The organism is Raineyella fluvialis (assembly GCF_009646095.1).
GTDB lineage: Bacteria > Actinomycetota > Actinomycetes > Propionibacteriales > Propionibacteriaceae > Raineyella > Raineyella fluvialis.
Window position 1 is genome coordinate 1,387,407 of sequence record NZ_CP045725.1, and the last position, 14,711, is coordinate 1,402,117.

The following is a 14,711-nucleotide window of genomic DNA, read 5'->3' on the forward strand; positions in this document are numbered from 1 at the left end:
TGACACTGGTGCCATGAGTGACAGCGATGAGTACCGCATCGAGCACGACACCATGGGCGAGGTGAAGGTGCCCGCCCGGGCGCTCTACCAGGCCCAGACCCAGCGCGCCGTGGAGAACTTCCCGATCTCCGGGACCACTCTCGAACCCGCCCTGGTGATCGCCCTGGCCCGGGTCAAGAAGGCCGCGGCGGGCGCCAACGAGGCTCTCGGGGTGCTGGACCCCGACATCTCCCTGGCCATCCGCGACGCGGCCGACGAGATCATCGGCGGGGAGCATCTCGGCGAGTTCCCGGTCGACGTCTTCCAGACCGGCTCGGGAACGTCGTCGAACATGAACACCAACGAGGTGCTGGCCACGTTGGCCTCGCGGCGTCTCGGCCGCAGCGTCCACCCGAACGACCACGTCAACGCGTCGCAGTCGTCGAACGACGTCTTCCCCACCGCCGTCCACGTCGCGGTGGCCGGGGCCCTGAAGCACGACCTCTACCCGGCGCTGCAACGGTTGGCGACGCTGCTGTCGGTGAAGGCGGAGGAGTTCTCCACCGTGGTGAAGTCGGGGCGTACGCACCTGATGGACGCCACCCCGGTGACACTCGGCCAGGAGTTCGGCGGGTACGCCGCCCAGGTCAACATGGGGATCGAGCGGATCTGGGGCTGCCTGGACCGGGTGGCGGAGCTGCCGCTGGGGGGCACCGCGGTGGGCACGGGCATCAACACCCGGCCCGGCTTCGCCCAGAAGGTGATCACCCAGCTCGCCCGCGAGGCCGACGTACCGCTGCGGGAGGCCCGCAACCACTTCGAGGCCCAGTCGGCCCGCGACGGACTGGTCGAGGCCTCCGGGGTGCTCCGGACGATCGCGGTCTCCCTGATCAAGATCGCCAACGACATCCGCTGGATGGGCTCCGGCCCCCGGGCGGGCCTGGCCGAGATCCACCTGCCGGACCTCCAGCCGGGGTCGTCGATCATGCCCGGCAAGGTCAACCCGGTGCTCTGCGAGGCGATGATCCAGGTCGGTGGGCAGGTGATCGGCAACGATGCCGCGGTGGCGTTCGCCGGCACGACGGGCGTCTTCGAGCTCAACGTGATGATCCCGATGATGGGCAACAACCTGCTGCAGTCGATCCGGCTGCTGGCCAACGTGTCGCGGCTCTTCGCGGATCGTACGATCGCCGGCATCGTCGCGGATGTCGACCGGTGCCGTACGTACGCCGAGTCCTCCGCCTCGATCGTCACCCCGCTCAACCGCTACATCGGCTACGAGAACGCGGCGAAGGTCGCCAAGCTCTCCCTCAAGGAGAACAAGACGATCAGGCAGGTGGTGATCGAGCAGGGCTTCATCGACGAGGGTCTGCTCACCGAGCAGCAGCTCGACGAGGCGTTGGACGTCCTGGCCATGACCGTGCGGCCCGAGTGATCGTCAGGCCGGAGTGAGCGTGCGGCCCGAGTGAGCGACTGACGATCAGGCCCGAGTGAGCGACTGACGATCAGGCCCGAGTGAGCGACTGACGATCAGGCCGCGTGACATCAGACGGGAGTGACAGTTCCAATTTCACGTCATAGGTTTCTCCTATGTCAAGCGGCGGCCGGCAGACAGGGCTGGGGGGCTGATCGTCGGGCGTTCTTGAGGGTGGTGAAGACCAGGCGGATGAGGTGGCGTTTGAGGCAGCGCAGGGCCTCGCGGTTGGACATGCCTTCGGACTTCTTCTTGTCGTAGTAGGCCCGACCCAGACTGTCCTTGAGCCGGGTCTGGGTGACCGCGATGCGGTGGATGGCGCAGTTGATCTGTCGGTTGCCCGAGCGCGTCATCCGGACCCGGCCCTCGGTCCGGCCCGACCAGACCGGGATCGGCGCGATCCCGGCATGGCGGGCCAGCTGGGCCTCGTTGTCGAACCGGTCAAGGGCCCCGATCTCGCCGACCAGCTTGGCCGCGGTCAGCGCCCCGCAACCGGGCAGCGCCACCAGTTCAGGGGCCCGTTGGGCGACCAGAGCAGCAATCCTCTTCTCCAGCACGTTGATCCGCCCGGTCAGGGCGATCACGTCCTCCAGCTCGTCGGTGGCCAGTTCGGCCACGATGCCCGTCTGCGCGGCCAGCCAAGCGGCGAGCGCCTGCTGGTGCTTGGCCCGGTCCAGGCCGGACGGCTTGATCGGGTACTCGGGGTCGAGTTCATGGACCCGCCAGCGCAGGCTGTTGATCGTGGCGGTGCGCTGGGTGATCAGCGTGTCGCGCCGGTCGACCAGCAGCTTCAGCTCCCGGGCCTGGTCATCGTGGCAAGCCCTGGGCAGGTTCGGCTCGGCCAACGCGGCCCGGGCGACGGCCAACGCGTCGATCGGGTCGGACTTGCCACGGGTGCGGGCGATCGCGCGGGCCTGGCCCGTCATCTTGGGCGGGACCCGGACCACCGTCTGCCCGGCGCCCAACAGGTCACGCTCCAGCCGCGACGACAGGTGGCGACAGTCCTCGATGGCCCATTCCAGCTCGTCACCGAACTCCCGGCGGGCCCAGCCCAGGGCCTTCAGATGCCCTGCGGTGATGGCCTCGACGGTCAGCTGACCCAGTTTGCGGCCGGTCTGGTCGACCGCAACGAACGTGTGGCTGCGCTTGTGAACATCGGCTCCGACGACAACCATGGTGGTTGCCTCCTTTCACCCTGATCAGTGAGGGACGGTCGGGCCGGTCGGCGGACACATCTCAGTGGGGGCGGTGCCACGCTCCTATCAAGTCACGCCGGCCGGTCCTTCACACTGACCGGCGACAAAACCTATGAACGCCATGCAGGCAGCACCCCTACGAGTCAGCCGACCAGTGATCCGGATCCAACCACCGCGTCAACAGCGGCACCACCCAAAATGACACTGAGGCAGCCCTATGACGTGAAATTGGAACTGCACTCTCCGCTCCGCCTCGGCGATCGCGCTCCGGAGCAGGGCATGCGCGGGACCGGAGACAGCTTGGGCGCGCTCGGCGGTGCGGTGGCGCTCGCGGATGTAATCGCCTTCTCGCTGCCGTTATGCGGTCCGCGAGCTACTTGATCATCCGCGAGCTACTTGACCGTCCGCGAACTGTCTGAGGGTCCGCGAGGCTCGCCAGCCGCCGAGTGCCGCCGAAGGCAAACGGCACGTGAATGTCCCGGGGGTGTGGCGGACCCCCGGGACAGGCGCGTGACACAGGCGTGACGGCCGAAACCTCAGACGAAGATGACCTGCGCCCCCTCGCTGATCACGATGAAGTCGGAGGCCGAGATGACGCCCTCGACGGCCGGGTGCAGGTCGGCCTCGAGCAGCTTCATCATGTCGAAGGTCAGGCGGCAGGCGTAGAAGTGCGCGCCCTGGGCCGCCATCAGGTCGAGGAACTCCGGGACGTCCGGGATGTCGAGATCGGCCATCTCCTTCTTGAAGTAGCGGGTGGCGAAGGCCCCCATGCCCGGCAGACCGCCGAGCTGCTGGGGCACGGAGAGGTGCTCGAGGCCCGGGCGCAGATTGCCGAGCGCGGGCATGTGCATGGCGGTGTTGCCGGCGATGGTGAACTTCAGGTTGCTGTTCGTCTTCTGGTTGACCATGTCGAGGCCCCAGAAGGTGAAGAAGATGTGCACCTCGCAGCCCTCGCTGAGGGCGGCGTTGCCCATGATCAGCGCGGGATAGGCCATGTCGAGATTGCCCTTGGAGCAGATGAAGGCGATCTTGCGGGGCCCGGTGTAGGCGGGGGCGCCCCCGGCGTACGCCTCACCCGGCGCGGTGGCGCCGGCGGCTCCGGAGGCGGCGCCCGAGGACGCCCCCTGCTGGCGGGGACCGAAGTCCGGCATGATGAACCCGTCGGGGATCCGGGTGGACCTGACGCGTGCCTCTGTGGTGGCAGTCATGGTGATGTTCTCCTGACGCGTCGACTAGACGCAGCCGACGGGCTTGGGCAGACCGGCGATCCACGCCATCTTCTTGGCGGGCTTGCCGGGGTAGAGGCGGTAGAGCTCCTTGATGTCGAAGCCGCCGACCGTCTGCAGCCGGCGCAGCGTGGGCGTGACGCCGGACTTGGCCGAATCCTCGCGCATGAAGCGGATCGGGCCCCAGTGCTCCTCGTCCATCTCGATGTCGATGAGGGCGGCCAAGTCGGCTCCCAGCTCCTCACTCCACTCGTCGCGGTTGGTGAAGAAGCCCTCGTCGTTCACGTGGAACGTACGCTCGTTGAGGGTGTTGGTGGGCACGTCAGTTCTCCTCGTGCTTGCCGGCCATCGACATCAGCGTCGGGACGGGCAGTTTGTGACCGGGCAGGAGCATGCGCCAGTAGAGCTGTTCGAAGGCGAGCTTGCCCATGTGATTGATGCGGGAACGCCCCAGCAGCTTCATCGGCCCGATGCCGGGCAGCGGGAAGGTACCGGTCAACGGCTGGGTGTCGTAGTTGAAGTCCAGGAGCAGCGCCTGGCCACGGCCGGACTCGACGAAGCAGTTGGCGTGCCCGTCGAACTTGTTCGGCATCGGCTTGCCCTCGACAGCGGCGAGGAAGTTCGGGACGAACGTCTCGACACCGAAGTGGGCCACGGCCCCGGCCTTGGAGGTCGGGATGTTACTGGCGTCGCCCAGGACGAAGATGTTGTCGTACTGCGTCGATCGCAGCGTCTGCTTGTCGACCGGAATGAAACCATTTTCATCGCCCAGACCAGAATCGAACACGTACTGCTGGCCGGTGTTGAGCGGGATGGTGACCAGCAGGTCGAAGGGGAGCTCGCGCCCGTCGTACGACACGATCATCTGGCGTTCGTTGTCGATGTGCTCCAGAGCGAAGTCCGAGGCCAGCCGGATGGACCGGTCGGTCATCAGGTTGCCCAACTCGCGCGAGGCGACCGGCTTGGTGAACGCCCCGTCAAGGGGAGTGACGTAGGTGATGTCGACCTTGTGGCGGATGCGGCGGGTGCGGAAGTAGTCCTCCACCAGGAAGACGAACTCCAGCGGCGCGACCGGACACTTGATCGGCATGTCGGTGAGCTGCACCAGGATCTTGCCGCCCTCGAACGCCTCGAGGGCGTCGTGCAGCTTGCTGGAGCCCTCGAGCGTGTAGAAGTCGAAGACCTTCTTGTACCAGAGGGAGCCGTCGGCCATCCCGGGAGTCAGGTCGGGACGCGGACGGGTGCCGGTGGCGATCAGGAGCCAGTCGTACGGCAGGGTCCGGCCGTCCTCGAGGTCGACTTCGTTGTCGGCCGCTCGGACCTTGCGGATGCCGGTCTGGACGAAATCGACGCCCTTGGGCAGGTAGCGCGTCCGGGGTTTGACGACCCTTTCGGGCGTGTAGGTGCCGAACGGGATGAACAGGTAACCGGGCTGGTACTGATGGTCGTTGTCTTTGTCGACCACAGTGATAGCCCAGTCTGCGGAAAGCTCGCGCCTGAGGATGTTCGCGAGCATGGTGCCGGCGGTACCGGCACCGAGGATGAGGAGCCGTCTCATGACTACGAGGATACCCGTACGGGTATCCGAGTACTACCCTTTACGTAGGACTCGCAGGGTGATCCGCCACACCCCCGGTGCCGCGGAACGACGCCAGGGGAGAGTCGAGGATGTGCTGCGTCATCGCCCTCTCGGCCGCCTCGGGGTCCCGGTCGCGGATGCCTTCGTACACCTCCCGATGGCCCCGGTTGCGTTCGACGAGGCTGCCGGTGAAGCCGCCACCGTGGGTGGCGATGAGGAAGTCGCTCAGGTCCCACAGGTCATGACTGATGTCGGCGGCGAGGGGGGCGTTGGCCATCCGGTGGATCAGTGAGTGGATGTTGCGGTTGTCCTGCACGTACGCCTGGCCGCCCGACCCGTCGTCGCGCGAGGCCAGTGCATCCAGGCGGTCGCACAGCGCGGCAAGCTCGGCCAACTGCGCCTCGCTGCGTCGGGTGGCCGCCCTGAAGGCCATCCCGCCCTCGGTGCGGGCGAACATCCAGAAGAAGGTCCCGACCTCCTCGGGGGTGTACTGACTCACCCGTACGCCCACCTGGGGCTGGATCTGCACGAGGCGGTCCGCGGCCAGCATGTGCAGGGCCTCCATCACCGGCTGCTTGCTGACCCCGTACTCCTCGCGGAGCTTGACCACCGTGATCGCTTCGCCCGCCGGGTACCGCCCGGCCAGGAGGTCCTGCTTCAACCGCTCGTACACCCCGCGGGCCAGTCGACCACCGACCACGGAGGAGCGGCCGGCGGGGGAGGACATGCGGTGAGTCTATCGAGGGAGGTGAGGTGCATGACGGTGAACGACCGGGTGGCCGCGCCCGCCATGCACCTCTCGCCTCAGACGAGGACCTTGGCCCCGGCGTCGACCTGGTCCGCGACCTGGTCCACGACCTGGTCCCCGACCCGGTCCAGCACGCTGTCCAGCGCGGTCTCGAGCAGCGTACGGGCCTCCGCGGGGTCCCAGACCGCTCCCGGGCAGCGCCAGGCGACCACCGCGTCGGGCCGGACCAGCAGTGCCCCGGCCTCGTGGACCTCCCGTTGCCGGTACCAGTCGTGGTACGGGTCGTGGGCATCGACATCCGCGCCGACCAGCACGACATCGAGGAACTCGGCACCGAGCTCGTCGGCCGCCTCACGCCACGCAGTGCCGGCCTGTCCGGTGACGAGGGTGAAGCGTCCCTTGCCGACGATGTCGAGGGTGGAGCGTCGGGTCCCCTCGCCGTCCACCAGCCAGGCGTGCGGCAGCTTGGCGCCCGGCCGGGTGGTCGGCTGGGCGTAGAGCTCGACGTCTCGCTCCCACACCTCCTCGGGCAGGGTCGGATCAGGCAGGACAGCCGAGGAGACGTAGCGGTGGTTCTTCTCCACCCCCTCCGCGTTCCACTCGTGCTCCTTCAGCTGCAGCGCCGCCTCCAGCCGGGCGCGGCGGCGGACCCCGTCCTCGGTCGGGGCGTTGAGCTTCGCCAGCGCGTTCGTCACCGGATCCGCCTCCCCGCTGGTGTCGAAGCAGTCACGGATCGCCGCGTAGTCGAGCCGGGACTGGTTCGCCCGCAGCACGATCTGTCGGCCCACCGGCGCCCGTTCCTCGGAGTAGCTGTCGAGCAGTCCGGCCCCGGCGTAGCCCTTGATCGCGTACGCCAGCTTCCAGGCGAGGTTGTGGGCGTCCTGGACGCAGGTGTTCAGCCCCAGGCCGCTGCTCGGCGGATGCCGGTGGGTGGCGTCGCCGCCGCAGAAGACCCGGCCGCGCGAGTACTCCGTGGCGTACTCCTGGTTGACGTACCAGACGGACCGGTTGAAGATCTCGATCTCCAGGTCGGGCACCCCCACCAACTGGCGGATCCGACCGACCAGCTCCTCGTCGGTCGGCTCAGGCACCCCGTCCTCGGGCAGGAAGCCCCAGCCGGCGATCCATTCGGTCCAGGGCTTCGTGCAGCGCAGCAGGCCGAGACCGATCTCCCCCACGTTCATCTCCGGGTTGAAGAACCAGTGCAGGATGCTCGGGCGGTGCTCGACATAGCGCCGCAGGTCGCAGCGGAACTGCGTGTAGAGCGTCCCGGCGCGGTTCTGGTGACCCTCGAACGGCAGCCCGATGGTCTGGGCGACCAGGGAGCGGGCACCGTCGGCGCCGACCAGGTAGCGGGACCGGATGACCTCCTGCTGTCCGCTGAGGCGGTTCCGCAGTCGTGCGGTCACCCCCTCCTCGTCCTGGGTGAAGTCCACGAGCTCGGTCTGGTAGCTCAGTGCGACGCCGTGGCGTCCGGCGGCGTCGACGAGTACGGGCTCGATCCGGTCCTGCGGGATGTCGAGGTACTCGCACGGGCTGTGGCGTACGTAGTCGCCGTGCCGGGCGAACCCGGACCCCCAGGCCGGCATCCGGGCGATCTCCGGGCCGGTGAGGCTGACGGCGAGCAGGGTGTCGCCCATCTCCGCCCATGGGGTGGCGACGCTGCGGGCGCGCTCCTCCAGGCCGAGGTCCCGGAGGACCTCCATGGTGCGCTGGCTGGTGATGTGGGCGCGGGGGGAGTTGGCGACCCAGGGGCCTTCGTCACCAGTCGTACCGAGACGCCCTGCTGGGCGAGCGCGATCGCGGTCGTCAGACCGAAGGGGCCCGCGCCGACGACGAGGACGTCGGTGTGGGTCATCGGGTGTCCGAGATCCGGCGCCATCTCAGTGCACCTCCTGCTGCTGCAACTCGGCCTCGCGTCGACCCCAGGGGCCGGGCAGCAGTGCCACCGAGAGGATCGAGATGGCACAGACGACCACCATGTAGAGGCCGACGCCGGTCGAGGAGTGGGTGGCTCCGAAGATGGCGGTCGCGATCGTGGGGGCGAAGGCGGGGCCGACGATCTGGGAGATCGTGTACCCGACCGAGGCGCCGGAGTAGCGGACCTCCTTGGGGAAGACCATGGAGAACAGGGGACCGGTGACGCCGGCGGCCGGTGGCATGGCGATGCCGAACATCAGGGTGATGGCCAGCATGAAGAGCAGGGAGTTCCCACTGTTGATGAGGGCGAGGGCGGGGAAGACGGATGCGCCCATCAGGACCGCCCCGAGCAGGTAGACGGTCTTGCGACCCCAGTAGTCCGACAGCCAGCCGAAGACCGGGTACGCCAGGGTCGCGATCACCGCGGCGACCAGCATCCCGGCGAGCGCCTCCACCCGCGGAATGCCCACGACCTTGCTCCCGTAGGTGATGAAGTAGGACATGCACAGGTAGGCCAGCACGCCCTGGCTCACGAAGGTCCCGGCGATCAGCAGGATCGGCTTCCAGTGGTACCGGAAGGCGGTGGCGATCGGGAGGGCCTGGACGGCGTCCTCGTCCCGGGCGGCCTGGAAGGCCGGGCTCTCCTCGACCGTGAGCCGGATGGCCAGGCCGATCACGACCAACAGGGCGCTGATCAGGAAGGGCACCCGCCAGCCCCAGGTGAGGAACTGGTCGTCGGGGAGCAGGGCGGCCACCAGGAACGCGCCGGTGGCGAGCCCGGTCCCGAGCGGAGCGCCCATCTGCGGGAACGAGCCGAAGATGCCCTTGCGGCCCACCGGCGCGTGCTCCACCGCCATCAGGGTCGCGCCGCCCCATTCGCCGCCGACCATGAAGCCCTGGACCAGGCGCAGCACGGTCAACAGGACCGGGGCGGCGACGCCGATGGCTGCGTACGTCGGCAGCAGACCGATCAGTACGGTGGCCAGCCCCATGCCGAGCAGGGTGATGACCAGCATCTTCTTGCGCCCGACCCGGTCACCGAAGTGGCCGAACACCACACCGCCGAGCGGCCTGGCCAGGAAGCCGACGCCGAGCGTGGCGAAGGACAGCAGCGTCCCGGTGAGAGGGGTGGCGGCGGGGAAGAAGAGCTTCGGGAACACGAGCGCGGCGGCCGTCCCGAAGATGAAGAAGTCGTAGTACTCGACAGTGGTGCCGATGAGGCTGGCTACTGCCACGGTCATCGGCTTCGCCGCGGTGGGGGGCCGGACTCCGGCGGAGAGGGCCTGGTCGACAGACGTCATTGTCAGCTCCTTGGGGTGAGGTGCTGAGACGCTAGCATGCTAGTACGCATGAGGTAAAGGTCACAGTCCATCCCGCGCCGTTCCGCGGATATGGCAGGAGCGGGGGACGACTCAGGCTCTCGCGAGAGGCCCCCGTTACGCTGGGGAACATGTTCCGTCCCGGGACCCTCGTGTGGTGGATGCTGGAGCGGTTGTGGCCCACACACCCGCGCCGGTGGCGCGACGTGCCCGCACGCCTGGAACCGACCGGGGTCTGGGTCCTGCGGCTGACCATCGCGACGGTCCTGGCGTACCTGGCCAGCATGCCGATCGTCCAGGGGCCGCCGGACCTGACCGGCGCGCTGACCGCCCTGCTGGTCGTGCAGGGCACGAACGTGGGAACCCTGCGCAGCATGGTGGTGCGGATCGGCGCCGTCGTCACCGGGGTGATGCTCGCTGTCCTCGTGTCACAGTTCGTCGGCCTGTCGTGGTGGAGCCTGGCGCTCGTCGTGGCGCTGTCGCTCGCCTCGGCCAAGGTCTTCCGGCTCGGCGAGCAGTCCTTGGAGACGCCGATCAGCGCGATGCTGATCCTTGCGGTGCAGGGGCAGGCGATGGCGGTGGAGAACCGGATCTTCACCACCCTGATCGGCGCTGCGATCGGTTTCCTGTTCGTGGTCGTGCTGCCCTCCCCGGTGCCCACCCGCCGCGCAGCCGCGATGGTGCGCCGCGCCGCGGTGGGCACGTCGGACCTGCTGATCAGCGCTGCCGAGTCGATGTCCACCCAGCCGATCTTCCGGGCCCGGGCCGAGACCTGGCTCGCTGAGGCCCGGGGGCTGAGCGGGGAGGTCGGACGGGCCCGCGCGCTGGTGGTCGAGTCGCGCGAGGCCCGCCGGATCAATGCCCGCGCGTTCGGCACCACCGATGTCGGGCCGGTCCTGGAACTCGGGGTGGGGACGATCGAGCGGATCGTCTTCGACGCCCGCAACCTGTTCCACATGATCGCGCTGGAGGCACCGGCCCGGGAGACCCGCGACGACGGTTACGGCGAGGACGTACGCCCCGCGCTCGCCTGGGTGCTCGCGACGCTGGCGGACGCCATCGCGGCGTACGGTCGATTCGTCGAGGCCGAGGTGGAGGGGCGCCGGCCGGAACCCGCTGGCGGCGGCCACATCCTCACCCACGCCGGCGCCGCGGCCGAGCACGAGCTGGACGAGGCGCTGGCGCAGGTCGGCGAGGCCCGGGCCATGCTCACCGACCTGATGACCGTCGATCCGGCCCAGGATCGCGGGCTCTGGCTGCTCCGCGGCTCGATCCTGGGCGTCCTCCACCAGATCATCAACGAACTCGAGCACGAGGAGCGCCGCCGGGCCGCCGATCAGCTGGCCTCGGACCGGGCGCTCGGTCTGTGGCCACGGGTGATGCCGATCCTGGTCCGCCCGGTCGAACGCCCCGACGGGGAGGGCTGGGTCGACCCGGACGCCTCGAAGGAGACCTCCGAGATCCCGCGGATCGATGACGCCGGATAGGGGGAGTGCTGCCATGTCCACGACCAGCGCGCAGCAGGCGCGCCGTTCCGCCCTCGACTCGGCCCTCGATGTCGGCCGCGCTCCCTTCCCCGGCGCCGGGTCGAACGGCGCCCTGCAGTGGGTCGACCGGGTGTTGCGCGGCACCGGTCAGGTCGTGTTCCAGGCCAACTGGCTGACCGGCCTGCTCATCCTGGTCGCCATCGGGATCAACTCACCGGTGTATCTCGTCGCGGCCGTGGTGGGGGTGGCCGCCTCGACCGCCACCGCACTGCTGCTCCGGATGGAGCACGGGATGGTGGACGCCGGGCTGACCGGCTTCAACGGCTGTCTGTTCGGCATCGGCCTGGTCGCCTACCTCAGTCGGGACTTCACCGCGGGATCATGGCCCTCGGCCCTCGTCTGGGCGTACGTCGTCGTGGGCGCGGCGATGACCACGGTGATGCTCTCGGCGATCGGCTCACTCCTGGGGTCGCGGACGACGCCCGCACTCACCTCGCCGTTCGTTTTCACCGCCTGGATCTTCCTCTTCGCCACGCTGCGATTCAGCCGGTTGGTGCCCGGCCCCCTGCTCGACCCCAGCCTGCCCACGCCACTCGTCCACGGCGATGTCTATCCGTTGGGGACCTGGTTCCTGGGTACGTTCAAGGGGATCGCGGAGATCTTCTTCCAGGACAACTGGGTCAGCGGGCTGGTGATCCTGCTCGCCATCGCGGTGAACAGCCGGATGAGTGCCCTGATGGGGCTTCTCGGCTCGGTCCTCGGCGTGGGGGTGGCGATGCTGTCCGGGGCGCGCGCCACGACGATCGCGCTGGGGCTGTTCGGCTTCAACGCCGCGCTCACCGCCATGGCGCTCGGCGGGGTGTTCTTCGTCCTCAACCGGGCCGGCTTCTGCTACACGCTGTTCGGCGTGGTCGTCACGGTCTGGGCCTGGGCGACGATGAGCGTTCTGCTCAGCCCCGTGGGGATGCCGACCTTCACCTCGGCCTTCGTCCTCGTCGGGTGGGTCTTCATCATCGGCAAGGCCGGCTTCCGTGCCGTCGTGCCGATCGACCCCGGCCTGTCCACCTACCCCGAGGACAACCTGCGCCGCTGGCGGGCCGATCAGCTCAGCTGACCGGAAGGAAGGACCAGCGGATCAGCGGATCAGCGGCCCCACTGCGTGTTGCTCTTCTCGATCGCCTCACGCAGGCGCTCGGCCAGCTTGTTCAGTTCCGGGACCACCACCGTGGTGACGACCTCGTCGGTCATCCGCGAGGGGAGCCCGGAGGCCGAGACGGCCAGGTGGAGCGGCACGTCGAGGGAGACCGCCACGCACCGTACGCCCAGGTCGTGCTCGGCCTCGTCGATGGCGTAGCCGCGCTCGCGGATCTCGTGCAGTTGGGCGATGAGTTCGTTCGGGTCGGTGATCGTCGTGGGGGTGAAGGCCCGCATCCCGGCGCGGTCGAGGATCGTCCGGACCTCGGCGTCCGAGAACTGGCTCAGGATCGCCTTGCCCACGCCGCTGGCGTGGATCGAGACCTGGTTGCCCACCTCGGTGAACAGGCGCATCGGGTGCTCGGAGGGCACGTGGGCGATGTAGCGCGCGAAGTCCTGGTCGAGCATGGCCACGGACACGGATTCGTCGACCTTCGCCGCGAACTCGGCCAGCATTGGCCGGAAGGCGATGCCCAGCGAACCACCGGCGTAACGGGACAACGGGATCAGCCGCGCCCCCAGCGCATAGGTGCGCCGTGGTGTCTGGAAGGCGTAACCGCCGGCGATCAGGGTGCGCAGGATGCGATGGGCGGTGGGCATGGGCAGGTTGCAGTTCTCGGCGATCTCGGAGATGCCCATCGGACGCTCGGACAGCGCGATCTCTTCCAGGATCCGGAAGGCTCGCACGATCGACTGCACCGAATTGGTGCTGGTCGGTGCGGTAGTTTCGGTCATGGCGTCTCCTCTGCTGCATCGTTGCAGACATCGTCCGGTGTGGCTCGGCGCCACGCCCCGCAAGGTGTTTCTGGTGGGTCCTCTACTGGCCCCGCACCTGCCTCATAGTACCACCATCCGAAAGTTAAGTTCCGGTGGGCGGATGTAACGATGGCGGTAATGATTCTTCCGCATCGTGGAACGCTTTGTTGAAGCTTGATTATCTTGATCGTAGAGTTGAGGCATCAAGGGGGAAGGATCCGGCAGAGCCGGGCCGACCCCCTTACTCATGCCCTCTGGGCCCTACGAACACAAGGAGAATCGTGCAGGATCGCACCGAGAACACTGAGAACACCACCAAGTCCTTCAACGACATCCGCAACATCGCCGTGCCGGCCGTGCTGACCGCCGCCAGCGCAGTGCTCGGCATCGTCGTCGTCCTGGGCTGACGCCACCCGCGACACTGATCCAGCACACCTCGTGCTGAGCTGTCGTCCGCTGGACCGGTCCCCCTCGGCTACCGAGGGGGCGGACCGGCCACCTGATTCACAGCTTTCCGGCGCCGCCCCTCCCGAGATCGCCATGTGCCGTCCGATGATCGGCGAGGCATAACCTACGAGCACCCGGGGCCAGCCAGGCTGCGGCAGAAAGGCCCACCGTGCTGCACGTCCTGTCGGCGACCGCTCCGATCTTCCTCGTCGTGGGACTCGGCTATCTGCTGACCCGGCGTGGGATGTTCAAGCGCGCCGACATGACCGTCCTGTCCACGTACGTGGTCAAGGTGGCCCTGCCCCTGCTGGTCTTCGTCAACGTAGCCGGCCGCAGTGCCGCCGAGATCTTCCAGCCGACCTACCTGCTCACCTACGCCCTGGCGTCGATGGTGATGTTCGCCCTGTCCTTCGGCTACGCCAGGGTGCGTGGCCGCAGTGCCTTCCGGGCGACGTTCATGGCGATGGGGATGGGCGGCACCAACAACGGCTTCATCGGCTTCCCGGTGTTCCTGATCCTCTTCGCCGAGTCGGCCGGGGCGGCGACCGGGATGGGCATGCTGGTCGACAACATCCTGATCATCCCGTTCACCCTGTTCCTGGCCGACCAGGCCGACGGGGAGGGCGGGCTCGTGCAGCGGCTCGTGTCGACCGTACGCAACGTGCTGCTCCACCCGATGGTCCTCGCGATCATCGCGGCACTGGTGCTCCAGGTCGTTGACCTCACCCTGCCCCCGGTGCTCGACCGGAGCGTCCGACTGCTGGCGCAGACCTCCTCCGGTGTCGCGCTGTTCACCGTCGGCGGCATGCTCGTGGGTCTGAAGATCCGCGGCGAGCTCGGCGACATCGTCACGACGGTGGCCGGCAAACTGCTGGTCATGCCGGCGCTGGCCATCGTGCTGGTGACCCTGCTCGTGGCCCTCGGGCTGCCCGGCCTGGCGCCCCAATTCCGCGCCGCCGTGGTGCTCACCAGTGCCCTGCCGACGTACGCCGTCCTCCCCGCCCTGGCGGAGCCGTACGGCGAGAAGGACGTCGCCACCGCCTCGATGATGCTGTCGACGTTGGTCTCCTTCCTCACCCTGTCCGGCTGGATGGTGGCGCTGCGCGCGATGGGCTGGATGTAGCCCGACCCTGCCACGAGCCCGGCGTGCCCGAGCTCGAAAGGTGACTTCGGACACGCTGCGCCGGGCCCCACTCGGCCACTCTTCCCCTGCGGCGACCCCCTCGCGGCACGCGCCGCCGGGCACCCCTCCGATGACGTCTTGACCCCGCTGATGGCCGGACCTTACCCTCATTCGTGGAACCATTCTCCCGCATCGCGGAATTCGTGAACTGGTGAACAACGGAGTATCCCCATCGCACCTGGCTCAATGACGAGCCAGCTCGA

General features: G+C 68.3%; 13 protein-coding genes and 2 pseudogenes. 5 read left to right on the top strand and 10 right to left on the bottom strand.

Annotated elements, in window-relative coordinates:
• Window positions 1-13: 13 nt before the first annotated feature.
• Complete coding sequence (locus Rai3103_RS06375; protein WP_153571880.1) at window positions 14-1,414, top strand: class II fumarate hydratase; 1,401 nt, start codon at window positions 14-16, stop codon at window positions 1,412-1,414.
• Between the two features lie 158 nt (window positions 1,415-1,572).
• Here Rai3103_RS06375 and Rai3103_RS06380 read toward each other — a convergent pair whose 3' ends face one another.
• From Rai3103_RS06380 to Rai3103_RS06410, 9 genes and pseudogenes are all read right to left on the bottom strand, one after another.
• The gene (locus Rai3103_RS06380; protein ID WP_153571881.1) at window positions 1,573-2,628 is read right to left on the bottom strand and encodes an IS110 family RNA-guided transposase; all 1,056 of its coding nucleotides are present in this window, start codon (window positions 2,626-2,628) and stop codon (window positions 1,573-1,575) included.
• A gap of 557 nt (window positions 2,629-3,185) precedes the next feature.
• Entirely contained in the window at window positions 3,186-3,857 is a 672-nt protein-coding gene (locus tag Rai3103_RS06385) for a DsrE/DsrF/DrsH-like family protein (RefSeq protein ID WP_277873006.1), read from the bottom strand.
• Window positions 3,858-3,881: 24 nt separating this feature from the next.
• Window positions 3,882-4,196, bottom strand: coding sequence for a TusE/DsrC/DsvC family sulfur relay protein (locus Rai3103_RS06390; RefSeq protein WP_153571882.1), 315 nt, complete (start codon window positions 4,194-4,196; stop codon window positions 3,882-3,884).
• A gap of 1 nt (window position 4,197) precedes the next feature.
• Window positions 4,198-5,433, bottom strand: a complete 1,236-nt coding sequence (gene sqr, locus Rai3103_RS06395; RefSeq protein ID WP_153571883.1) for a type III sulfide quinone reductase, selenoprotein subtype — start codon at window positions 5,431-5,433, stop codon at window positions 4,198-4,200.
• A 40-nt stretch (window positions 5,434-5,473) separates the two neighbouring features.
• Window positions 5,474-6,181 (bottom strand): GntR family transcriptional regulator, encoded by a 708-nt coding sequence (locus tag Rai3103_RS06400; RefSeq protein ID WP_153571884.1) that lies wholly within the window; start codon window positions 6,179-6,181, stop codon window positions 5,474-5,476.
• A 77-nt stretch (window positions 6,182-6,258) separates the two neighbouring features.
• Entirely contained in the window at window positions 6,259-6,990 is a 732-nt protein-coding gene (locus tag Rai3103_RS19180; protein ID WP_479685348.1) for an aromatic-ring hydroxylase C-terminal domain-containing protein, read from the bottom strand.
• Window positions 6,979-7,935 (bottom strand): annotated as a pseudogene (locus Rai3103_RS19185) (FAD-dependent monooxygenase); the annotation flags it as partial. The pseudogene Rai3103_RS19185 and the gene Rai3103_RS19180, both read right to left, overlap by 12 nt.
• Window positions 7,936-7,961: 26 nt before the next feature.
• Window positions 7,962-8,084 (bottom strand): annotated as a pseudogene (locus Rai3103_RS18725) (FAD-dependent monooxygenase); the annotation flags it as partial.
• A gap of 1 nt (window position 8,085) precedes the next feature.
• A complete protein-coding gene (locus tag Rai3103_RS06410; RefSeq protein WP_228489227.1) occupies window positions 8,086-9,423 on the bottom strand; it encodes an MFS transporter in 1,338 nt (445 codons plus the stop codon).
• 149 nt (window positions 9,424-9,572) lie between these two features.
• Between Rai3103_RS06410 and Rai3103_RS06415 the strand changes: the two genes are divergently transcribed.
• Both Rai3103_RS06415 and Rai3103_RS06420 read left to right on the top strand, forming a co-directional pair.
• Complete coding sequence (locus Rai3103_RS06415; protein WP_153571885.1) at window positions 9,573-10,928, top strand: FUSC family protein; 1,356 nt, start codon at window positions 9,573-9,575, stop codon at window positions 10,926-10,928.
• Window positions 10,929-10,941: 13 nt separating this feature from the next.
• The gene (locus Rai3103_RS06420; protein WP_153571886.1) at window positions 10,942-12,042 is read left to right on the top strand and encodes an urea transporter; all 1,101 of its coding nucleotides are present in this window, start codon (window positions 10,942-10,944) and stop codon (window positions 12,040-12,042) included.
• Window positions 12,043-12,071: 29 nt separating this feature from the next.
• On the opposite strand, the gene Rai3103_RS06425 is transcribed toward Rai3103_RS06420, so the two are convergent.
• Complete coding sequence (locus tag Rai3103_RS06425; RefSeq protein ID WP_153571887.1) at window positions 12,072-12,857, bottom strand: IclR family transcriptional regulator; 786 nt, start codon at window positions 12,855-12,857, stop codon at window positions 12,072-12,074.
• A gap of 302 nt (window positions 12,858-13,159) precedes the next feature.
• On the opposite strand from Rai3103_RS06425, the gene Rai3103_RS18455 reads away from it, so the two are divergent.
• Together Rai3103_RS18455 and Rai3103_RS06430 are read left to right on the top strand one after the other, a co-directional pair.
• Entirely contained in the window at window positions 13,160-13,285 is a 126-nt protein-coding gene (locus tag Rai3103_RS18455) for a hypothetical protein (protein WP_277873007.1), read from the top strand.
• 209 nt (window positions 13,286-13,494) lie between these two features.
• Window positions 13,495-14,448 (top strand): AEC family transporter, encoded by a 954-nt coding sequence (locus tag Rai3103_RS06430; RefSeq protein ID WP_153571888.1) that lies wholly within the window; start codon window positions 13,495-13,497, stop codon window positions 14,446-14,448.
• The last annotated feature ends 263 nt before the right edge of the window (window positions 14,449-14,711 follow it).